Source organism: Desulfovibrio sp. SGI.230, from assembly GCF_050313065.1.
In the GTDB taxonomy this organism is placed as follows: Bacteria; Desulfobacterota; Desulfovibrionia; order Desulfovibrionales; family Desulfovibrionaceae; genus Desulfovibrio.
In genome coordinates this window covers 33,442-55,068 of the sequence record NZ_JBNPKS010000013.1, presented here as the reverse complement: position 1 = coordinate 55,068, position 21,627 = coordinate 33,442, and the positions used below count along the sequence as shown (strand labels likewise).

17 protein-coding genes are annotated in these 21,627 nt (G+C 65.9%); 12 read left to right on the top strand and 5 right to left on the bottom strand.

Annotated features, from left to right (window positions below):
- The first annotated feature begins 86 nt into the window (after window positions 1-86).
- Together ACQRAG_RS09895 and ACQRAG_RS09890 are read left to right on the top strand one after the other, a co-directional pair.
- A complete protein-coding gene (locus tag ACQRAG_RS09895) occupies window positions 87-1,418 on the top strand; it encodes an O-antigen ligase family protein (RefSeq protein ID WP_337463803.1) in 1,332 nt (443 codons plus the stop codon).
- Entirely contained in the window at window positions 1,415-2,002 is a 588-nt protein-coding gene (locus ACQRAG_RS09890) for an N-acetyltransferase family protein (protein WP_427804057.1), read from the top strand. Before ACQRAG_RS09895 ends, ACQRAG_RS09890 begins: the two co-directional genes overlap by 4 nt.
- Window positions 2,003-2,228: 226 nt before the next feature.
- Here the strand turns inward: ACQRAG_RS09890 and ACQRAG_RS09885 are convergent, their stop codons facing one another.
- Together ACQRAG_RS09885 and uvrA are read right to left on the bottom strand one after the other, a co-directional pair.
- The gene (locus ACQRAG_RS09885) at window positions 2,229-4,373 is read right to left on the bottom strand and encodes an autotransporter outer membrane beta-barrel domain-containing protein (RefSeq protein ID WP_427804056.1); all 2,145 of its coding nucleotides are present in this window, start codon (window positions 4,371-4,373) and stop codon (window positions 2,229-2,231) included.
- Window positions 4,374-4,790: 417 nt separating this feature from the next.
- The gene (gene uvrA / locus ACQRAG_RS09880; RefSeq protein ID WP_303867852.1) at window positions 4,791-7,721 is read right to left on the bottom strand and encodes an excinuclease ABC subunit UvrA; all 2,931 of its coding nucleotides are present in this window, start codon (window positions 7,719-7,721) and stop codon (window positions 4,791-4,793) included.
- 148 nt (window positions 7,722-7,869) lie between these two features.
- On the opposite strand from uvrA, the gene ACQRAG_RS09875 reads away from it, so the two are divergent.
- The gene (locus tag ACQRAG_RS09875) at window positions 7,870-8,508 is read left to right on the top strand and encodes a hypothetical protein (protein ID WP_303740229.1); all 639 of its coding nucleotides are present in this window, start codon (window positions 7,870-7,872) and stop codon (window positions 8,506-8,508) included.
- A 54-nt stretch (window positions 8,509-8,562) separates the two neighbouring features.
- Here the strand turns inward: ACQRAG_RS09875 and ACQRAG_RS09870 are convergent, their stop codons facing one another.
- Complete coding sequence (locus tag ACQRAG_RS09870; RefSeq protein ID WP_427804055.1) at window positions 8,563-9,153, bottom strand: TrmH family RNA methyltransferase; 591 nt, start codon at window positions 9,151-9,153, stop codon at window positions 8,563-8,565.
- 96 nt (window positions 9,154-9,249) lie between these two features.
- Between ACQRAG_RS09870 and speG the strand changes: the two genes are divergently transcribed.
- The 5 genes from speG (at window position 9,250) to proC (ending at window position 15,180) form a co-directional block, all read left to right on the top strand.
- The gene (gene speG, locus ACQRAG_RS09865) at window positions 9,250-9,840 is read left to right on the top strand and encodes a spermidine N1-acetyltransferase (protein ID WP_168935371.1); all 591 of its coding nucleotides are present in this window, start codon (window positions 9,250-9,252) and stop codon (window positions 9,838-9,840) included.
- 146 nt (window positions 9,841-9,986) lie between these two features.
- The gene (locus ACQRAG_RS09860) at window positions 9,987-11,414 is read left to right on the top strand and encodes a sodium:proton antiporter (protein ID WP_168935372.1); all 1,428 of its coding nucleotides are present in this window, start codon (window positions 9,987-9,989) and stop codon (window positions 11,412-11,414) included.
- A gap of 290 nt (window positions 11,415-11,704) precedes the next feature.
- The gene (locus tag ACQRAG_RS09855) at window positions 11,705-13,018 is read left to right on the top strand and encodes a S41 family peptidase (protein WP_168935373.1); all 1,314 of its coding nucleotides are present in this window, start codon (window positions 11,705-11,707) and stop codon (window positions 13,016-13,018) included.
- 26 nt (window positions 13,019-13,044) lie between these two features.
- The gene (locus ACQRAG_RS09850; protein ID WP_289616398.1) at window positions 13,045-14,313 is read left to right on the top strand and encodes a divergent polysaccharide deacetylase family protein; all 1,269 of its coding nucleotides are present in this window, start codon (window positions 13,045-13,047) and stop codon (window positions 14,311-14,313) included.
- A gap of 66 nt (window positions 14,314-14,379) precedes the next feature.
- Window positions 14,380-15,180 (top strand): pyrroline-5-carboxylate reductase, encoded by an 801-nt coding sequence (proC, locus tag ACQRAG_RS09845; protein WP_427804054.1) that lies wholly within the window; start codon window positions 14,380-14,382, stop codon window positions 15,178-15,180.
- Window positions 15,181-15,274: 94 nt separating this feature from the next.
- On the opposite strand, the gene ACQRAG_RS09840 is transcribed toward proC, so the two are convergent.
- On the bottom strand, window positions 15,275-16,048 hold the full coding sequence (locus ACQRAG_RS09840) for an AMIN domain-containing protein (RefSeq protein ID WP_418741068.1): 774 nt from the start codon (window positions 16,046-16,048) through the stop codon (window positions 15,275-15,277).
- 246 nt (window positions 16,049-16,294) lie between these two features.
- On the opposite strand from ACQRAG_RS09840, the gene ACQRAG_RS09835 reads away from it, so the two are divergent.
- Window positions 16,295-16,660, top strand: a complete 366-nt coding sequence (locus ACQRAG_RS09835) for a hydrogenase maturation nickel metallochaperone HypA (RefSeq protein ID WP_320619779.1) — start codon at window positions 16,295-16,297, stop codon at window positions 16,658-16,660.
- A gap of 71 nt (window positions 16,661-16,731) precedes the next feature.
- Window positions 16,732-17,385 (top strand): hydrogenase nickel incorporation protein HypB, encoded by a 654-nt coding sequence (gene hypB / locus ACQRAG_RS09830; protein ID WP_168935377.1) that lies wholly within the window; start codon window positions 16,732-16,734, stop codon window positions 17,383-17,385.
- A gap of 251 nt (window positions 17,386-17,636) precedes the next feature.
- Here the strand turns inward: hypB and ACQRAG_RS09825 are convergent, their stop codons facing one another.
- A complete protein-coding gene (locus ACQRAG_RS09825) occupies window positions 17,637-18,620 on the bottom strand; it encodes a peptidoglycan glycosyltransferase (protein WP_303740232.1) in 984 nt (327 codons plus the stop codon).
- A gap of 256 nt (window positions 18,621-18,876) precedes the next feature.
- Here ACQRAG_RS09825 and ACQRAG_RS09820 point away from each other — a divergent pair, with 256 nt between their 5' ends.
- Together ACQRAG_RS09820 and ACQRAG_RS09815 are read left to right on the top strand one after the other, a co-directional pair.
- Window positions 18,877-19,620: an SPOR domain-containing protein gene (locus tag ACQRAG_RS09820; RefSeq protein ID WP_303876245.1), complete on the top strand. Its 744-nt coding sequence runs from the start codon at window positions 18,877-18,879 to the stop codon at window positions 19,618-19,620.
- Window positions 19,621-19,927: 307 nt separating this feature from the next.
- Window positions 19,928-21,370 (top strand): 4Fe-4S dicluster domain-containing protein, encoded by a 1,443-nt coding sequence (locus ACQRAG_RS09815; protein ID WP_204675219.1) that lies wholly within the window; start codon window positions 19,928-19,930, stop codon window positions 21,368-21,370.
- The last annotated feature ends 257 nt before the right edge of the window (window positions 21,371-21,627 follow it).

Below are 21,627 nucleotides of genomic sequence, written 5' to 3'. Positions count from 1 at the left end.
CAGCGGGGGACTGGTGGCAAGAGGCGGCTTGAATTCGGCAAAGCCTGCCGCTATGGTGCCGCTATCCCACTACAGGAGGCCCGAAGATGTCGCAACTGAAGAGCTGTGTCGCGGACGTGATGGACCGTATCCGGCGACGCCATGACGCCGACCCCGGGGAATTCTGGCATGCCTGTCTTTTCTGGACGTTCTGGGTCTCCCTGGCCCTGTTCCCCATCGGCTACGGCTGGCGCGAAGTGACGCCGCCGCTGTGCTTCATCTTTCTGCTGCTCTATTACCGGCACGCCTGGCACCGTTCCGTCCTGCGCCGTCTCACGGTCTGGCCGCTCTTCCTCTGCGCCGGTGCCATGACCCTCATCGGCGTGGTCTTCTCCACGGACGTCTGGCAGTCCTTCCTGCATGGTGGCATGGGCGTCAACAAGGCCTATATCCTGCCTTTCATCGCCATGGAGTGCGTGCGCTCCACACGGGACCTGCGCCGCCTTGTCCATGCCTGTGTGCTGGCCTGTGTCTGGCAGGGACTGGACGGCATGTGGCAGGCCTGGACCGGCTTCGACTTCATCATGGGCTATGCGCCCAACGCCGGACGCCTGACCGGCAGCCTGGGGGATTACAGCGTGGGCAACTACATGGCGCTGGCCATGATCCCTGCCTTTGCCTGCTGGTTCCTGCTGCGTCGCCGTCTGGGCGTCCTGCCCGCGGCGGTCGTCTGGGTGGTGCTCTTCATCCCGGCCTTTTTCCTGCTGGAAGGCGCTTCCAGCCGCAGCGGCATCCTGGCCGTGGCCTCCGCCTTCGTGTTCTGGGCCCTGCTGGCGGGCGGCAGGACGGGACGCATCGCCCTCTGGGGCTGCGTCCTGGTGCTGGGGGGCTTCACCCTGCTGTCCTTCCACCGCATGGATCCGTCCACCATCGCGGGGGACGGGCGCTGGAGCCTCTGGTCCCTGGGCTGGCAGGTCTTCCTCGAGCATCCCTGGCTGGGGGCGGGGCTTGACCGCTACAACGCCTGCTTCCGGGCCCTGGGGCTTGTCCCGGCCCATGACGCCATCACCATCAGCCACCCGCACAACATGTATCTGGATATCCTGTATGCCCACGGCATCATCGGCTTCATCCTGGGCATGATCTTCCTGCTGGGCTTCGCCTGGTGGGCGGGCAGGCATATCCGCCGTGCCCTGCACGACGGCGGTGTGGCGCAGCGTGCGGCGGAGGCCGCGGGCAGTCTTCTGCACTGGCGCCTGACGGCCTGGTTCTATCTGGGGTATCTGGGCTGGCTGGTCAACGGCATCTTTGGCCATGACTTTTATCGCATCTGGTGGCTGGGGCTGGCCATGTGCAGCCTGGGCATCTGCATAGGAGGTGTGGTCAGCGGGCTGGCCGCAGACGGGGAAAGCATCCCCGGCGGAGGAGAGGAGCGATGAGCTTTTGCCTGCAGGTGGCCGGGGTCGGCGACGTCTTCCCCATGCTGGCCATCTATGCGCCCTATGTGCGGGACACGGCCATCACCTTCGAATACGAGGTGCCCACGGCTGCGGAGTTCGGCGCGCGTCTGCATCATGTGCTGCCGGAATATCCCTGGCTGGTCTGCCGGGCGCCGGGGCAGGTGCTGGGCTATGCCTATGCCCACCGGCACATGGAACGGGCGGCCTACGGCTGGAACGTGGAGTGTTCCGTCTATGTGCTGGGTTCCGCCCGTGGGCGCGGCGTGGGGCGTGCCCTGTACGGGGCCCTGCTGGAACTGTTGCGCCTGCAGGGCGTGGTCAACGCCTATGGCTGCATCGCGGTGCCCAACGAGCCTAGCGAAGCCCTGCACAGGGCGACGGGCTTTTCCCTGCTGGGGCATTTCCCGGCCTCGGGCTGGAAGCAGGGCCGCTGGCACGACATCGTCTGGTACGGTCGCTGCCTGCAGGAGTCGGGTGCGGGAGAGCCTGCGCCGCTGCGTTCGTTCGGCAGTCTCGGTCAGGAACTGGTGGACGAGGTGCTGCGCCGCCACGCCCGGGGATGACTTTCAGGCTCGTACGGTGATCGGGCAGAGCGGGGCAGACCTTGCCGGCGTAGGCTCCTCCGGCTGGAGGAGAGGCGCGGAGGGCGGACGCTGAGGCGAGCCGCACCGTGCCGCCGGGACGTCCTGCGACATCGATGATACGATACTATGCAAGAGGCCGGATGTGTTGGACATCCGGCCTCTTTTTATTTGTGCCCGCGGGAAGGCGCGGGCGATGCTCCTGCCATCAGAATTCCCAGACCAGGCGGGCCTGGCCGCCGATGCTCTGCCGGACACCCGCGGAACCTTCGAGCCCCAGGTCCACATGGAGGGAGCTGTGAGCGGGATCCCACTGCAAGCCTGCCATGAAGACGGCGCTGTCGCCGCGCATGGAGACCGAGGGCGCATCCACGCCATGATTGCTCAGTTCCGTGCGGGCCGTGCCGTCGAACTCATGTTCCCAGGCCACGCCCGCGTAGGGACTGAAGCCCTGGAAAAGCTCATAGCTCAGGCGGGTGCCCACGCGGAGCAGGCAGGAATCCATGGGATCGAAGCGGAAGTCCTCGCCCATGATGCTGATGTCCTGTCCGTCCTGATGGTTCCAGAAAAAGCTGGCCCGGCTGTCCAGGCGCATGCGTTCCGTGGCCTGCCACTGGTAGCCGAGGCCGGCGAACAGGCCGTAGTAGGCCGTGGACGTATCGAAGTCGGCCGTCTGCTGGAGCACGCTGGCGATGTCCTGGCTCTGCCAGTCGCCATTGATCTGCCCCAGCCGCAGACCGGCCTGCGCGTACAGGCCGGACAAAAGGCCGGACGTCAGGTCGAAGCGGGCCATCAGGCCGCCGCCCGCGTAGCGGGCGCTGCCGGTGCCGCAGACGTCGCCTACGGAAAAGTCCTCGCGGGTGCCGATGCTGGCCTGGCCGTATTCGAAAAACGCGCCCAGCAGCAGGTCGCCCGCCTCGCCCGTGAAGCTCCGGGCCAGACCGGCAGCCAGTTCCAGGCCGGTGCCGTCCGCCCGGCCATCGTTGCCGTAGCGTTCCGTACCGCCATGGATGGCCGCGAAGGGCATCCAGGCATCCTGTCCGGCAGCCGCCTTGCGGGCCTGCTCCAGGGCCGTGCCTTCCACCAGGCGCGCGCCCCGGTCGAGGGCCGCCATCTGGGCCACCCGGTACTGGTTGAAGGCCTTTATTTGCGGGTTGGCCCGCAAGCCGGTGATGGTCAGGTCGATGGAGTCACCGTTGCGCTGCATGCTGCCGTCGAAGAGCAGGGCGAAGCCCTTGGGCGCATCATGGACGGTACCGCCGTTACTCAGGGCCAGTTCATCGGCATGGATGCTGTTTATCAGCGTGTACCGGTCACCGATGCGCATGCCCTGGCCCCCCAGGGCCCCCAGAACGCGTACCGTACTGCCCTGCAGGTCGCCCCCTGTCTGCTCATTGCCCAGTGTCAGCAGGGTCTCTCCGGGCCGCATGCCGTTGGGCAGGGCAAGGTTGAGGTACTGGAAGGCCGCCACACGCCGGAGCGTGCCCTGCCAGCCCAGCAGGTTGAGGCTGTTGCCGCTGCCGGCAGCGGGCAGGGGGGAGACGTTCTGCCCCAGGCTGTCCGTGAGGGCGCTGCCAAAGACATAGCCGCCGATATGGCCGCCCGTGAGGGTGACGGCATTGTAGCGTGCGCCGTACTGTCCGTTGCTGCTGGCATAGACGATGCCGCCGACGATGTGATCCCTGATGCTGCCGCCGCTGACGAGAACGGCGTTGAAACTGGCGTCGGCTGTCCCGTTGGTCGTGGTGGCACTGCCGCCGGCGACGCTGGTAATGGAGCCGCCGGAGATGCTGACCAGGTTGTAACGGGCCGAGCCGTCAAGCAGACCTGACGCATGGCCGCCGACCACGGTACCGGTCGTGCCCCCCTTGATGATGACGAGATTGCTGTCGGCCAGGGCCTTGTCGCGGCCGCTGTCGGCATTTCCGCCCACGATATGGGAGACATCGCCGCCAATCTGGAGGACCGTATTGCTGTTGCTTCGGGCAAACATGGTGGCAAGGGCGGATCCGCCGTAGGCATTGTCACTGATGCGGCCGCCATTGACGACGATGCTGTTGTAGGCGGTGTCGGCGACGCCGCCGTAACACCAGCCGCCGAAGGTCTGCACGGCCTGACCGCCGTCATTGACGACCGTGCCGTAGCGGGCCCGGGCACTGTCACCATAGGCCATGACGCCGTAGACATTGCTGTAGGCATCGCCCGCCCTGATCTGGGCGTGGTGGTTATGGGCCGTTCCGTCGAGGTCGGAGCCCGGTGCCGGACACGCGGGCAACAGGAGCAGGCACACAAGGCAGACCAGGGTGAGCCGGGGGGAGAACTGACGGTCGTGGAGGAAGGGGAGCGCGGACATGGTGCCTCCTGGAGACACAGGGATTGATCCCGGAGCGGGAACGCATCCAGTATAGCACAGGAAAGGGGCGCTGCCTATGGATTGGTGGTGACGGGAGCGGGGCGGGGCACTGCGGGAGAAAGAGAAAAAAGGATGGAGGATGTCCTGAAAAGTGGCGACGCTTGTTTTTGATGTTTATTGACTGATGAAATGATGCGGGGAACGGAAGGGGGCATCCTGAAAAAAACTGCGCTCGAGGCAAAAGGAAATCGTCCGTATCTTTTGCAGGGCCATAAAAGAGGGAGAGCCTCTTGAAAGGCCTCCATGCATCCTTTTTCCTCCTCGCACGGGCCCATCCGGGGCCCGCAGCATCCGGCAGGACTGGAAGACGAAAAAGGCTGCCCGCAGGGGGCAGCCTTCGACATCACCGGGAGTCGTCTAACCGCGCCGTTTGAGGCGGTCGCGGCGTTCCTGCATCAGGAAGCGGCCGGTGACGGAATCGGGGTCGGCCACGATGGCCTCGGGCGTGCCCTGCGAGACCACGAGCCCGCCGTTCTCGCCGCCGCCGGGGCCCATGTCCAGCACGTGGTCGGCGGCCAGGATCATGTCCGTGTTGTGCTCGATGACCACCACGCTGGCGCCCTTGTCCACCAGAGCGTGCAGCACCTTGATGAGCTTGCCCACCTCGTGCATGTGCAGGCCGGTGGTGGGCTCGTCCAGGATGTAGAGCGTGCCCGGCAGGGAGCGCTTGCCCAGCTCGCGCGAGATCTTGATGCGCTGGGCCTCGCCGCCGGAAAGGGTGGTGGCGGGCTGGCCGAGACGCAGGTACTCCAGGCCAACTTCCTCCAGCACGGCCAGACGGCGCTCCAGCACGGGATAGTTCTCGAAGAAGGCACGGGCCTGCTGCACGGGCAGATCCAGCACTTCCGCGATGTTCAGGCCCTTGTAGCGCACTTCCAGGGTCTCGTGGTTGTAGCGGCGGCCCTTGCAGACATCGCAGGTCACGTAGACGTCGGGCAAGAAATGCATCTCCACCCGGATCTGGCCGTCGCCGCCGCAGGCCTCGCAGCGGCCGCCGCGCACGTTGAAGCTGAAGCGTCCGGGCTTGTAGCCGCGCTTGCGGGCGTCGGGGGTCATGGCGAAGATGTTGCGGATCTCGTCGAAGACCTTGGTGTAGGTGGCCGGGTTGGAACGCGGCGTGCGGCCGATGGGCGTCTGGTCGATGGCCACGATGCGCTCGATGGGGCGGGCCCCCTCGCTGTAGCTCAGACCGGCGATGGTGCCGGGCTGGTCCACGCGCTGGCCCAGGCTGATGGCCAGATGCTTGTACAACGTGTCCACCACCAGCGAGCTCTTGCCCGAACCGGACACGCCCGTGACACAGGTCAGCACGCCCAGCGGGAAGCGGCAGTCGATGCCGCGCAGGTTGTTGGTGGTCACGTTGTGCAGGGTCAGCCAGCCCTGGGGCTCGCGCCGTTCGTCGGGCAGGCTGATGCTGGCGTCGCCGCGCAGATAGCGGGCCGTGAGGGTATCGGCGCGCAGCAGTTGGGGCACGCTGCCCTGGAACATGATCTCGCCGCCCTGGGAGCCGGAACCGGGACCCAGTTCGATGACCGTGTCGGCCGCGCAGATGGTGGCCTCGTCGTGCTCCACCACCAGCACGGTATTGCCGCGCTGCTGCAGGGAACGCAGGGTGCCCAGCAGGCGTTCGTTGTCACGCGGGTGCAGGCCGATGGAAGGCTCGTCCAGCACATAGGTCACGCCCACCAGACCGGAGCCCAGCTGGGAGGCCAGACGGATGCGCTGGGCCTCGCCGCCGGAAAGGGTGGCCATGGCCCGGCCCAGGGAAAGATATTCCAGGCCCACGTTGCGCATGAAGGACAGACGGTGGGTCAGCTCCTTGAGCAGGGGCTCGGCCACCAGGGCGTGGCGGCCGTCGAAGTGCCGTCCTTCCAGCCATTGCAGGGCCCGTTCCACGGAAAGGGAACAGAACTGGGCGATGTTCAGGTCGTCCACGCGCACGGCCAGGGCCTCGGGCTTGAGGCGGGCGCCGTGGCAGTCCGGGCAGTCCGTGGACTGGCGGAAGCGAGCCAGGATCTCGCGCCAGGCCTCGCCGTACTGCATGCCTTTTTCCAGCAGCGGGATGACGCCGGGCCAGCGCTCCTCGCTGACCTTCACGTCGGCGGCGCGTCCGGCAAAAAGTTCGCTCTGGTAGTCGCCCGTGGCATCCATGGCCACGTTGCCGCCCATCCAGTTGCGGCGCAGGCCGCTGCTGTGCGCGGCGGGGCGGCCCTTTTCGTCCTCGCCGTAGAACAGGCAGGCCAGGGCCGCGTCGGAAAAGTCCTCCAGCGGCGTGGAGAGCGTGAAACCGTGGCGCTCGCCCAGGGCGCGCAGGGCGGGCTCGTAACGCTGGAAATGCTTGCTCTCGGCCCAGGGCAGCAGGGCCCCGGTATTGAGGGAAAGGCCCCGGTTGGGCGCGATGAGGCGGGGCTCGAAATAGTCCACGGTGCCCAGGCCCACGCAGCGGGGACAGGCACCCTGCGGGCTGTTGAAGGAAAAGAGCTGTGGGCTGGGCGCGGGCAGGGAGATATGGCAGTGCGGACAGACCGAGGTGGTGGAATGGATGATGTCCCGTTCCCCTTCGGGCCTGTCGGGCAGGTGGACGGTCAGGCGGCCTTCGCCGTAGCGCAGGGCCAGCTCCACGGAGTCGGCCAGGCGGCCGCGGATGCCGTCCTTGTTGACCAGGCGGTCCACCACCAGGTCGATGCTGTGCTTCTTGTTTTTGTCTAGGGCGGGCACGTCGTCCAGGGTGTGGAAGGTGCCGTCCACACGCACGCGGGCGAAGCCTTCGGCGCGCAGCTTTTTGAACTTGTCCTGATGGGTGCCTTTTTGCAGTTCCACCAGCGGCGCCATGACCATGAACTTGCTGCCCTGGGGCAGAGCCATGATGTCGGTGATGATCTCGTCGGCGGAGCGGGCCTCGATGGGGCGGCCGCAGGAGGGACAGTACATGCGGCCCAGACGGGCGAAGAAGACGCGCAAAAAGTCGTGGATCTCCGTCACCGTGCCCACGGTGGAACGGGGATTGCGCGAGGTGCTCTGCTGTTCCAGCGAGATGGCCGGGGAAAGGCCCTCGATCTTCTCCACGTCCGGCTTGTCCATCTGGGGCAGGAACTGCCGGGCATAGGCCGAAAGGGATTCCACATAGCGGCGCTGGCCCTCGGCATAGACGATATCGAAGGCCAGGGTGGACTTGCCGGAACCGGAGGGCCCGCAGACCACCACCAGCTCGTCGCGGGGGATGTCCAGGCTGATGTCCTTGAGGTTGTGCTGCCGGGCTTTTTCGATATGGATGCAGGGATTGTTCATGGGCTGTTATGTAAGCGTGGCGACGCTGTTTGGCAAGAGGGATTCCTGATAAGCGCCGGGAAAAACGGCCCGGAGCGATGGACAAAGGACGGGGAAGGCCGTATAAAATTTTTGACGAGCCGGGACAGTGTCGCGGCAAGGGGGAGTTATGCGTGTTTTTTTCTGTCTGCTGATGCTCATGCTGCTGAGCCCGTCCGCGGGCCTGGCGCAGGAGAGCGCGCTCACCGCCCGCGAGGCGTTCGGCGCCCTGCCCACGAGCATTTTTGAAAATACGGCCGAAGGCCTTGAGGACGAGGACAAACAGCAGTTGCTGGAAGAAGGACAGAGCGAGTTCTGGGAACTGGCCGGCGAGAGCCGGGACGTGATCGTGTTCCGGGCGCTGCCCTTCCGCGACAGCGGCGTGGCCCTGCGTCTGTTCCGGGACGCTGACGACGGTTCGGCCGTGGCGGCCATCGGCACGCTGGGCACCGAGCTGTGCACGGTGGAGCTGTGGCGCGTGGACGCCTCGGGGCGCACGGTGCCCGTGGACGTGCCGCAGGAGCCGGACATCCAGGAATTTTTTGCCAAGGGCCAGCCCGTACCCGACGATGTGAACCCCTCGGTGCTCATCTGTCTGGGTATGGGGGGCCTGCGCGCGCACCCCGTGTTCTGGAACAAGACCGGCATGCTCTACCTGCCGCTGGCCAACGAGATCGGCTACCGCTGGGACGGGCACCGCTTCCAGAAGGTGGTCAGGCCGCATGCGGAGGGCAGCGGCGAGCCCGCCGACGGGCTGGATATCGAATGACGGACGAAGGGGGCACCCGGCAGGGCGCCCCCTTTTCGCATCTTGCGGGACAGTCTATTTTTCCAGCCACAGGGCCAGGCGGCGTTCCAGCTCGTCGGGCTCCAGGCGGGGGCTGTCGTAAAAGCCGGCGGCCTCGCGCTGGCGGCAGGCTTCGGACAGGATGATGGCCGAGGCCACCGAGACGTTGAAGCTCTGGATCATGCCGTACATGGGGATGTAGAGCTCACCGTCGGCCATGCTGATGAGTTCCTCGTTGACGCCGCTGTGTTCGTTGCCCATGATGATGGCCGTGGGACGGGTGAAGTCCCAGGTGCGCAGCGGCTTGGCCGTGGGGGTGAAGGTGGTGGCCAGGATCTGCATGTTCTGGGCACGCAGGCTGGTCTCCAGCTCCTGACGGTCGCGGTGGCGCACGCTCTCCACCCATTTGCGGGCCGAGGCCGAGGTCTTGCGCCCCAGCAAGGGGAAGGGCGTGTCGGTATAGTACAGGTGCACCTTGTCCACGCCGAAGGCGTCACAGGAACGGTAGATGGCCGAGACGTTGTGCGGGTCATGGATATTGGCAAGCACAAGGGTCAGGTCGGGCTGACGGTGGGCAAGCACCGAGCCCAGACGCGCCTTGCGCCGGGGAGTGGGGTCCTTGGGCATAGCATCCTCGTTGTTGGTGGAATTCGCCGGAAATCTGGCAGAAAAACGCCGTTCCCGCAAGCCTTGGCCTTGCGGCGCGCGGCAGGGAGTCTCAGCATGGAAACTGGCAGGGAAGCATCGGCCGCCATCCGCATCCGGCCGCTGGAACGGGAAGACCTCAAATTCGTGCACGGCCTGGACAACAACGCCAACGTCATGCGCTACTGGTTCGAAGAGCCCTACGAGGCCTTCGTGGAACTGCAGGACCTGTACAACAAGCACATCCATGACCAGAGCGAGCGTCGCTTCATCGTGGACCATCAGGGCCAGAACGTGGGCCTGGTGGAGCTGGTGGAGATCGACTACATCCACCGCCGGGCCGAGTTCCAGATCATCATCGACCCGGCCTGGCAGAACCACGGCTTTGCCACGGCGGCGGCCAAGCTGGCCATGGCCTACGCCTTCGACGCGCTCAACCTCTACAAGCTCTACCTCGTGGTGGACAACGAGAACGTGCGCGCCATCCACGTCTATTCCAAGCTGGGCTTCCAGGCCGAGGGCGTGCTCATCCACGAGTTCTTCGCCAACGGCGCCTACCACGACGCCACGCGCATGTGCATCTTCCAGCACGAATACCGCAGCCTTTACGGCAGTGACAGCGGCCCGGCCGCGGCCCTGCCCGGGGACGGCCCGGACCCCGTCAGGTAAGCCGGATTTTGTGAAATGTTCATCCTGCGCCAAGAGGGAGCATTTTCATTGCAAAAAACGTGGAAATGGCGTAAGATTGAGAAGTTTTCATAATGTATCACAATGTTTTCTTTTGTGATATTTTATACTGACTTGAGGAGAATCCCATGTTGAAACGCTGGTCCCTGCCTCTTGCCCTGCTGACCGTGCTGGCGCTTCCCGTGCTGGCCATGGCCTCCGAAGGGCATCCGAGCATCCCCGGTGCGGAACTGTCCGCGGTCTGGGTCATTCCTTTCGTATGCATGCTGCTGTCCATCGCCATCATGCCGCTAGCCCTGCCGCATATCTGGCATCATCACTTCGGCAAGATCTCCGTCTTCTGGGGCCTTGCCTTCCTGATTCCCTGTCTGGTGGTCTACGGCTTCAACGTGGCCTTCTATGAATTCCTCCATGCCATCCTGCTGGAGTACATCCCCTTCATCGTGCTGCTGTTCGCCCTGTTCACCGTGGCCGGCGGCGTGCGCCTGAAGGGCTCGCTGGTGGGCACCCCCGTGGTCAACACCGGCATCCTGGCCGTGGGCACCATCCTGGCCAGCTGGATGGGCACCACCGGCGCCGCCATGCTGCTGATCCGCCCCCTGCTGCGCGCCAATGCCCACCGCAAATACCGTGTGCATTCCGTGGTCTTCTTCATCTTCCTGGTGGCCAACATCGGCGGCTCCCTGACTCCCTTGGGCGACCCGCCGCTGTTCCTGGGCTACCTGAAGGGCGTGAGCTTCTTCTGGACCACCACCAACCTGTTCGTGAAGACCTGCTTCATGTCCCTGGCCCTGCTGGGCATCTACTTCGTGCTCGATACCGTCCTGTACGGCCGTGAAGGTCGTCCCCAGCCCCCGCATGATCCCAACAAGGTGGAAGAAAAGCTGGGCCTCGACGGCTCCATCAACCTGCTCTTCCTGCTGGGCATCGTGCTCTGCGTGCTGGTCTCCGGCATGATCGACCTCGGCGAAGCCATCAACATCCACGGCGTGGGCATCGATGGCCAGAACCTGCTGCGCGACATCCTGCTGCTCTGCCTGGCCGGCCTGTCCTGGAAGTTCACCACCCGCCAGTGCCGTGAACTCAACGGCTTCTCCTGGGCCCCCATCGAAGAAGTGGCCAAGCTCTTCCTGGGCATCTTCCTGAGCATGATCCCCGCCCTGGCCATCCTGCGTGCCGGTACCGACGGCGCCCTGGCCGGTGTCATCAACATGGTCTTCCATGACGGCGAGCCCGTGAACTACATGTTCTTCTGGCTGACCGGCGCCCTGTCCAGCTTCCTGGACAACGCGCCCACCTACCTGGTGTTCTTCAACACCGCCGGCGGTGACCCCGTGCACCTGATGACCGACATGGCGCCCACCCTGGCCGCCATCTCCGCCGGTGCCGTGTTCATGGGCGCCAACAGCTACATCGGCAACGCCCCCAACTTCATGGTGCGTTCCATCGCCGAAGAACAGGGCGTGGCCATGCCCAGCTTCTTCGGTTACATGGCCTGGTCCGTGGGTATCCTGATCCCGCTGTTCCTGATCCTGACCTGGCTGTTCTTCATCTAGGCCCTGAGCCTTTGCGATCCCAGGGGCTGCCCGGCAACGGGCGGCCCCTTTTTTTGTGCCTGCCTGCGGGGCCGGGAGCGGGGGAGCGGTACTTTTTTCGGCATGCATCTGCGGGCCGCCCCTGTCCATGGCGTACCTGCCGGGTTGCCGCGGTCCCCGGCCGTCATTGCTTTTTGACCTGAAAAAGGTAACTATGGCCGCTCCGCAGGCGGCCCGGCAAGGCTGCGTGCCTGCCCCGCCGGTTCCGGCAGGAGCCCCTGCGTCCGTATGATCTTTTCGGGAGGCAATCCATGCGAGCTCTTTTCCGTTTGACCGTTTTCCTTTGCGTGCTGGCCCTCTGCTGCCCGCTGGGAGCCACCGCTGCCGCCAAGGCCGACAAAGACAAGGTCGAGGAAGATTTCGAAGCCCTGCGCCGTTTCAGCCAGGTGCTGGATCTGGTGAACCGTTATTATGTGAAGGACGTGAACCAGGGCGAACTGCTGGACGGTGCCCTCAAGGGCATGCTGCAGGGCCTTGATCCGCACTCCACCTTCATGACGCCTGAAGAACACAAGGAGATGCAGGAGACCACCTCCGGCGAATTCACCGGCATCGGCATCGAGATCACGGTGGAGAACGGCCAGGTGACCGTGGTGACCCCCATCGAGGACACGCCCGCCTATCGTGCCGGCCTGCAGTCCGGGGACGTCATCCTGACCATCAACGGCCAGCCCACGCAGGAACTGAGCCTGCAGGACGTGGTCTCGCGCATCCGCGGCCCCAAGGGCACGGAAGTGGAGCTGGGCATCCTGCACAGCACCTCCAAGTCGCCCAAGACCATCCGGGTCAAGCGTGAGGCCATCCCGCTGGTCAGCGTGAAGTCCAAGCCGCTGGAAGACGGCTATTACTGGATTCGCCTCACCCGTTTCTCCGGCCGCACCGACGAGGACCTGCGCGACGCCCTCAAGAAGGCCACCCGCGAATGCGCCAAGACCGGCGGCCTCAAGGGCATCGTGCTCGACCTGCGCAACAATCCCGGCGGTCTGCTGGACCAGGCCGTGAGCGTTTCCGACATGTTCCTGAGCAAGGGCACCATCGTGTCCATCCAGGGCCGCGGCCCCGTGCCGGAGCGCATCTATGAGGCCAAGGACCAGGCCGGGGACATCGACGTGCCCGTGGTGGTGATCATCAACGCCGGTTCGGCCTCGGCCTCCGAGATCGTGGCCGGTGCCCTGCGCGACCAGAAGCGCGCCCTGATCATCGGCGAACGCTCCTTCGGCAAGGGCTCGGTGCAGAACATCATCCCCCTGTCCGACGGCTCGGCCCTCAAGCTGACCGTGGCCCTGTACTATACGCCCAGCGGCAGCTCCATCCAGGCCGAGGGCATCGTGCCCGACCTGGAGATCCCCTTCGAGCGTCCGCGTGAAGAAGATGCCGACGAGCCCCGCATCCTGCTGCGCGAGCAGAACCTGAGCGGCCATCTGGAGAACGCCGATGGCGGCAAGAAGGCCACGAGCAGCAAGAAGCGTGACGATGCCGCGGAACAGCTGGCCCGCGACAACCAGCTGCGCATGGCCCTGCAGCTGGTCAAGGGCCTGCCCCGCATCCAGGAGATCCGGCGCTAGGCCTGCGTCCGGCGCGGAGGGAACCTGTGCGCTTGCCTTTCTTACATCCCGGCCCCCCGAGCGGCGACGATCACGACGGCCTCTCCGGGGGGCCGTGTGCGTCGACCCGCCTGCTGGTGGGCGGTATCTTGTGGTTCTGCCTGTGTCTGGGCCTGTCCCTGTGGCTGGCCTCCCGGGAGGGAGGCGCCGTGCTGGTGGCCGAGGACGGGCAGCCCGTGCTGGCCACCGGTGACTGGTTGCGGCACCGGGACCGTCTGGACGATCTGATGCGCCAGACCCTGTCCCGGGTCATGCCCGGCTGCCGTCTGCTGACCATGCCCGGCTTTTCGGAACAGGAGGCCCGGCATTACCGTGTGGAAGGGGACGGCGCTCCCCTGCGTCTGGCCCTGGCCCTGCAGGAGCGCCTGTGCCAGGAGGCCCTGCGTACCGGCCCTGACGGCGAGCGCCTGCTGGCCGATGACGTCCCCATGCCGCAACTGCGCTGGACGGACGACGGGGTGCTGGAAGCCGATGTGGACGGCCGCACCTGCCTCGTCCTGCATTTCCCCGGCTGGGAGACCATGCTGGCCACGCTTTCCCGGCCCATGCCCGAACCTGCTCTGGTGCTGGTGATCGACGACATGGGCCAGAAGCTGGAGCCCGCGGAGCAGCTGGCCAGCCTGCCGTTCCCCGTGGCCCTGGCCCTGTGGCCCCATGCCGCTGCCCGCCGTCCGGTGCAGCAGGTGGCCCGGGACATGGGGCTGGACGTCCTGCTGCACATGCCCATGGAGGCCATGCCCCGCAAGAACGGCACCGCGCCCAATCCGGGCCCCGGAGCGCTGGAGACGGACATGGACGCCTATGCCATGGAACACGCTCTGGACAAGGCGCTGGCGCAGGTGCCCACGGCCCTGGGTTTCAACAACCATATGGGTTCCGGGTTCACCGGACGACGCGATGCCTGCCGCATGCTGGCCGGTCTGGCCTACGGGCGCGGCCTGTTCGTGCTGGACAGCGTCACCCGCGGCAACAGCCAGCTGGAGACCAGCATGGTCCGCCAGGGCATCGTCACGGCCAGCCGCCATGTCTTTCTGGACGATCCCCAGGGCACGGACAAGGTGCTGGCCGCACTGGACAAGGCCGCCCGCCTGGCCCGCAAGCAGGGCATCGCCATCGCCATCGGGCATCCGCACGCCTCGACCCTGCGGGCCCTGGAGCGCTGGGAGAACCGCGAGGGCGTGGCCGTGGTGCCCCTGCGGCGCTACGTCTGGCATCTGGCCCAGCTGCGGGCCGGACAGTTCGGCAAGCCGGAGTGATCTTTCCGGGAGCGTCTGGAGCGCCTCCCGGCTGACAGCCGCCTGTGGCGGTGATGGAGAACGAACATGAGCATGAGCATCGGTTGTGTGGGTTGCGGCAACATGGGCGGGGCCATCCTGGCCGGTCTTGCCGCCTCTTCCCTGGACTGCACCCTGTATGGCCATACGCGCACGGCAGCACGCATGGCGCCTCTGGAAGCGGCGGGCGTCACCCGTCTGGATTCGGCCCGCGAGCTGGCTCGCAAGACCCGCTATGTGGTCATGGCCGTCAAACCCTACCAGATCGAGGCCCTGCTGGCCGAGATGGCGCCCGAGTTCGGGCCCGACACGGTGGTGATCTCCGTGGCGGCGGGCATCAGCATCGCCCGTTTGCAGGCGGCCGTGGCCGGACGCTGTCCCGTGGTGCGCTGCATGCCCAATACGCCCGCACTGGTGGGCAAGGGCGTGTTCGCCCTGTGCTTCGACGACAAGGTCCCGGCGGAGAGCAAGGAAGACATCCTGCGCTTCTTCAGCCAGCTGGGCGTTTGTCTGGAGCTGCCGGAGTCCCGTTTCACGGCCTTCTCGGCCCTCATCGGCGCCGGGCCCGCCTATGTGTTCGGCATGATGCAGGGGCTGGTGCAGGCCGGTGTCACCCTGGGCCTGGGCCGCAAGGACTGCCGCGACATGGTGGCGGCCCTGTTCGAAGGCTCGGCCGTCATGGCGGCCCGCAGCGACACGCCGCTCATGGAACTGCGCGACCAGGTATGCTCGCCCGGCGGCCTGACCATCGCCGGGGTCAATGTCCTCGACAGGGCGGGACTTTCCGGCCTGCTGGTGGATGCGGTGCTGGTCGCTGACGAACGCGGCAGGGAAATGGAAAAGGAATAAAAGAAGGGGAGGCGAAAGCCTCCCTTTTTCAGTTATGAAAAACGGCAGGATCTCCGGGAGGTCCTGCCGTTTTTTATCGTTATGCTGCGAGAAGTTACTTGGTCTTGTCCAGACGGATGTCCAGGCGCTTCTTGCCCTTGGTCAGGATGTAGCGCGTCTTGGCCTTGGCGTGCAGGTCGATGACGATGCGGGTGTCGCTGCCCTTCTTGCCCAGGCGCACGTCCTTGACCATCTCGCCCTTGGGCACACCGGGTTCGCTGAGCTTCCAGGTGCCGTGCAGATCCACCACCACGCGGGAGGGGCTGGTCAGCTCCAGATGCTTGAAGCGGATGGGGGACGAGGCGTCCAGGCGGATGGTGGCGCCGCCGTCACGCACGAAGACCACGAAGTTGGTGATGGTCTGGTTCTTGGGTGCGGGGGCCGCCTTGCGGGGCGCGGGCTGGGGCTTGGGAGCGGGCTTTTCCGCCTTCTTCACTTCCGCCGGGGCGGCGGGAGCCGCAGGAGCGGCCGCCGGGGCTTTTTCGTCATGGGCGGCAGCGGTGAGCGGGGTCGTGCCCGGACTTGCGGGGGCAGGGCTTTCCGCCGTGGCGGGCGTTTCCTCTCCTGTCTCGAAAGCAAAGCCGCGCTCCACGGCAGCGGGAGAAGGCTTGACCCCGGCAGCGGCCAGCTTTTCACCGTCGGCAGGCGTGCCGGGCGTCACGGGCAGGGGGGGCTGGGCAACGGGCGGCGCGGGCTTCACAGGGGCGGAGACGCTGTTGTCGGCCGGGACCGGGGCGTCGCCGGACTGCCCCATGCGCGTGTTGAGCAGGATGAGCAGCAGGCCAAGGATGATGACCGCGAGGACTATCCAGAGAAAGATCTTGTTCATGCCAGTAGGCTCCTGTGCCTTTGGGCCGGATGTCCGCCGGGAAGTGCCCGGCGGAAGATCGCGCGTGGCGGTTCATGATGCGCGTGTCACGGCAGCGGGGCAAAAGGCCTTCCGGGCCGGGGCATGCCATGAGGCCCCATATGCAGGCACGGCTAAACTCTACATGATTTGTGCCGAATGGCAAGATTTGCCAAATCCCTTTACGCGCCGGGGGCTTTGCGCTAGCATCGGCGCACTATGCACGAAATGTCCATCGCACAAAGCATCCTGGACATAGCTCTGGAAGAGATCGCCAAACAGGGCTGTGACCGGCTCGACCTCATCCGTGTGGAATGCGGCGCCCTGGCCGGCGTGGTGCCGGACTCGCTGCAATTCTGCTTCGAGGCCCTGGTGCAGGGCGGGCCGCATGCGGCCGCCCGGCTCGAACTGGTGACCATCCCCCTGTTGTTGCGCTGCTCCACCTGCGGGCAGACCTTCGGCGGCGAGGGGCAGGAAGCCCTCTGGCAGCCGTGTCCGGCGTGCGGCGCCCTGGCAGGCCACACGGTGGTGCAGGGCAAGGAGCTGCAGATCAGTCATCTGGAAGCCTCCGTCAGCGGGGGCCAGGATTCATAAACCGACGGCCTGCGGCCATACTGCCGCCAGGCGGGCCCTGAGGAAAAGGGCCGGAGTTCCGGGAGGAAACGATGCAAATTCCTGTGGTGCGCAACGTTCTGGAAGCCAATGAGAAGATCGCGGCCAGCGTGCGCGAGAAGCTGCGTGAGCGCAAGATCCTGGCCCTGAACCTGATCTCGTCGCCGGGCGCCGGCAAGACGACCCTGCTGGAACGCACCCTGCATGACCTGGCCGGCGAGTTCCGCATGGCCGTCATCGAAGGCGACCTGCAGACCGACAACGATGCCCGCCGCGTGGCGGCCACGGGCGCCCAGGCCGTGCAGATCAACACCGACGGCGGCTGCCACCTGGACAGCAACATGATCATGACGGCCATGGAGAGCCTGGACCTGGACGGCGTGGACATCCTGTTCATCGAGAACGTGGGCAACCTGGTCTGCCCCGTGGAATTCGACTGCGGCGAAGACGCCAAGGTGGCCCTGCTGAGCGTGACCGAAGGCGACGACAAGCCCGAAAAGTATCCCCTGCTGTTCAACCTGGCCAAGGCCATGGTGCTGAACAAGGTGGACCTGCTGCCCTATGTGGACTTCGACCGCGAACGGGCGCGGGATTTCGCCACCCGCCTCAACAAGGAACTGGCCGTGTTCGAGGTCTCCTGCCGTGACGGTTCCGGCCTGGAAGGCTGGTACCAGTGGCTGCGCGACATGCGCGCCGGCAAGCTGTAAGCCTGGCCCGCATCTTTGGAATGCAAACGCCCCCTGCAAAGGGGGCGTTTTGTTTTTCCGGCGGGCCGCGGGGAAGGAGGGGCGTACGGGCCGTTCGCCCGGTCGCTGTTCGCCGTGGCAGCACGATGAAAGGCTGCCCTCGCGGCATGTCGTCTGGTTGGGGGACCTGTTCGCCCTGCATGATGGCGCAAAAAAAGGGCCTCCTTCCCGGATGGGAGCGGAGGCCCTTTGGGCAGGTTCGTCCGTATCTGCTAGAACGAGGCGCTGTACGCGGTCATGTCCACGATGAGGGTGGCGGTGGGACGGCGCACGGTGATGGTGAACAGCTGCACGTCCTTGCGGGGGGTATCGCTGATGAGGTCGGGCAGCATGTCGCCGGGGGCCATCATGATGCAGGCGTCACCGCGCGGGGCGTTCATGAGCATGCCCAGAGCCATGTGCAGGATCTCCATCTGGCGCTTCTGGTCAGCCACGGGCATCTCGGTGAAATTCATGTCCAGGCCCGGCAGCTCGGCCTGCCAGGGGCGGTAGCCCATGTTGTAAAGGCTGGCCAGCAGGGCGTCCAGGCGCTGGTCGCTGAGCTTCTGGCGCAGTTCCACATGCTCCAGCACCTCGCCGCCGGCCTTGACCGGGAAGGCTTCCACATTGTCATCGCCGGGGGTGTAGGGCGTCAGGCGGGCGGCCCAGACCATGTCGGCAAAGCCCAGGCTGGTCAGCACGGCGCCGCCGTCATCGCGCAGGGGGTCCTTTTCCAGCAGGGCGCAGGCGTCCTTCATCAGCATGCCGGGCCGGAATTTGCTCAGGGCGCAGACGGGCCGGGCATCTTCTGCGGGCAGCAGGGATTTTTCCGTGCCGTTGACGTGGCTGATCTTGCCGTCAAGGCCGCGGACCAGCAGGCAGGGATGGTGTTCGCCGCACAGGGTCAGGCTCTGGACGCCGGCCAGACGGACCTTGTTGAAGTCCCACAGATACAGGCCCATATCCATGCGCAGGTCGGCGGTGCCGCCGGGATTGAGCAGCTGGTCTTCGCCGCCGGGCAGGAGGTCGAGACGGGCATAGTTGGCCTGGTTGCCCACAGTGAAGCGGATGCTCAGCAGCTCTTCGGCGCTTTCGTTGCGGATGGTCAGGCTTTTTTCGTCTTCCGGGGTGTCTCTGGCCGCGAAGGCCGGGGAGGACGCGAGCAGGGAGACGAACACAAGGGTCAGAAAAACAAGCAGACGGCAGGGATGGAACATGTCGGACCTCGTCAGGTTGCAGTCCCGAAGGGCTGGGACGGCACGTCGGCCGTAGTTGGCAGGATCGGACCGCACAGCAGCGTGCGGCATGCTGTAGGTGTAGCAAAGGCCCGCCGGGGCCGCAAGGCATTGCAGGCGGAAGGGCGGAGGAGCGGGAGAGGAGGGGCCTTTACGCTGCCCGTCCCGGCTGGTATAGGAATCAGTCGGGCGGGACTGTCCGCCTTTTTCCCAACACGCCGTTTTCCAAGGAGCCGCCATGTCTTCGTCCCGCCGTGCGCAGGATACTTCCCAGCAGACGCCCGCCGCAGGGCTGAAAGTGACCCTGCCGGTCCTGGTGACGGCCAGCGTGCTTTTTTTGGCGGCCCTCGTGCTGGCGTATCTTGGCGGTGTGATGACAGGCCGTGCCCAGTGGGCCAGCAGCCTTGAGGAATCCCGTGCGGCCCTGGCCGCGGCGGCCGCCACGGATGGGGAAAAGGAAGAGAGCGCCGCCGCGGGCGAAGCCCAGACGGCCGCTGATGCCGAGAACTCAGAGGATGCCCTGGTCGAAGCCTCGGTGCTGGCGGCCTCGGAGCTGCGTTTTTCCCGTGCCCTGCGTGCCGAGCCCGGCGCGCGTCTGGAGCCTGTTTCGCCGCCGTTGCCGGCTGCCCAGGCCCCCAAACCTGCAGCGGCAGGGGCCCCCGCCTATCCGCCCATGCCTCCGGGCATGCAGCCTGCCGTGCCCGCGGGGGAAAAGGCGCCGCCGCCAACGCCCACCGACATATATGATTTCGTCTTCCAGCTGGGGGCGTTTCGCGATCCCGGCATCGTGGACGATTTGCGCCAGCGTCTGGAAGGGCGCGGCCTGCGCACCCGCATGGAGCGCAGCGGCAAGCTCTATCTGGTGATGGTGGTCATGCGCGGTACGGACGAGCGTGCCCGCGAGGTGGAAGCCATCGCCCAGGACATGCACCTGGGCAAACCGCTCATGCGCAGCCGCAAGCCCGTCCCCGGTCGCCGCTAGCGGCGGATGCGGGCATTTTTCCCGGCCCGCAGGGGCGTTGGGCTCCTTCTTGCAATATGTGAAAATATTCGCTATTATTGCAAATCTTGTTTGTTTAATTAAACAGTCATCCCGGCACGGCACCCTGCCGTGCATCCTTCTTCCCGTGCGCAGCGGCCAGCCTCCCGGCCCCGTGCGTCCGGGGAGCCGCTCCTGTCCTGTCGCGCCTGTTCGAGGCGCCTGTCCCTGGTGCCGGATGTCCCGGCCATCGCCATTTGCCTGTCTTCGGACGAACATCCTATCGGACGTTCCACCGCAAGGAGAGACCATGCCCGCTACCAAGACTGACAACATGTTGAGTTCGCTGCGCCTCGGCGTCATCGAACGTCTGGCCCTTTCGTTCTGGGCCGGGACCCTGCCGGAAGACGTGGACCGCATCCCCCTGCTGATGCGCCCGCGCGGCAGCGAGATCATGAGCCGCTGCTGCATCTACAAGGACCGCGCCATCCTGCGCGAACGCCTGCGTGCCGCCATGGGCTTCCGCCTCGAAGACGAGACGGACGACTCCATCCCCCTGCGCACCTATGCCGAAGAGGCCCTGGAGCGCAAGGAGCCCAACTGGCCCATCCTGACGGTCTGTGACATCGCCTGCCAGGGCTGCATGCGTGCCCGTTACTATGTGACCGACGCCTGCCAGGGCTGCGTGGCGCGTTCCTGTATCGGCAGCTGCCGCTTTGGGGCCATCTCTTTCTCTCGCGGCCGCTCCACCATCGACCCCGAAAAGTGCCGCAACTGCGGCATGTGCATGGACGCCTGCCCCTACCATGCCATCGTGCGCCTCAATGTCCCCTGTGAGGCGGCCTGCCCGGTGCGCGCCATCCACAAGGGCAACAAGGGCCGCGCCGAGATCGACTTTGAAAAGTGCACCAGCTGCGGCCGCTGCATGCGCGCCTGCCCCTTCGGTGCGGTTATGGAGCGCAGCGAAGTGCTGCCCGTGCTCCGTGCCCTGGCCAGCGGCCGCCATGTGACGGCCCTCATGGCCCCGGCCATCGTGGGCCAGTTCCCCGGCGGCCCGGCCCGCATCGTCACGGCCCTGCGCCGTCTGGGCTTTAGCGACGTCATGGAAGTGGCCCTGGGCGCCGACGTCACCTCGCAGCGTGAGGCCGCGGAATTCGTGGAACGCATGGAACGCGGCGACACCTTCATGACCACCTCCTGCTGCCCGGCCTATGTGGAAGCCGTGCGCCGCCACGCGCCCGAGCTCCTGCCCCATGTGTCCGAGACCGCCACGCCCATGCATTATACGGCCGAGATCGCCCGCGAGCGCCATCCCGACACCGTGACGGTCTTCATCGGCCCCTGCGTGGCCAAGCGCCAGGAAGGCCTGCACGACGAGATGGTGGACTACGTGCTCACCTTCGAAGAAGTGGGCGCCCTGTTCAATGCCCGCGGCATCGTGGTGGAAGAGTGCGAAGAGCACGAGCTGGAGCGCCCCAGCAACGAGGCGCGCGGCTATGCCATCGCGGGCGGCGTGTCCGCCGCTGTGGAAAAGCTGGTGGGCGACCGCTTCGAGGTGCGTCCCGTGGCCATCAACGGCCTTTCTCCCCAGGGCCTCAAGAAGCTGCAGTCCTTCGTCAAGGGCGGCTGCCCCGGCAACCTGGTGGAGGTCATGACCTGCGTGGGCGGCTGCGTGGGCGGCGCCGGTGTGGTGATGCCCGCCGCCAAGGGTGCCAAGGCCGTGGAGAACTTTGCCACCAAGGGCAAGGTGTAACCGGGGGCCAGGTCCCCGTTGCCTGTGACCTGCCGTCGCTGACGGGACGCCCGTCCGGACCGGCGGCAGGCAGATGACGACGCTCTGTGCCGGGAGGATGATCCATGATCATCTTCCCGGCTTTTTTTCTGCCTCCCTTGACACAGGCCGGAGGGGAGGCTACAAAGCTGGTAACACGTTTTTATAAAAAATAACACGATTGCATACGCCTCCTGTCTTCCTCTTCTTGGCAGTCGGGGAGACCGCTCAGGGGATGC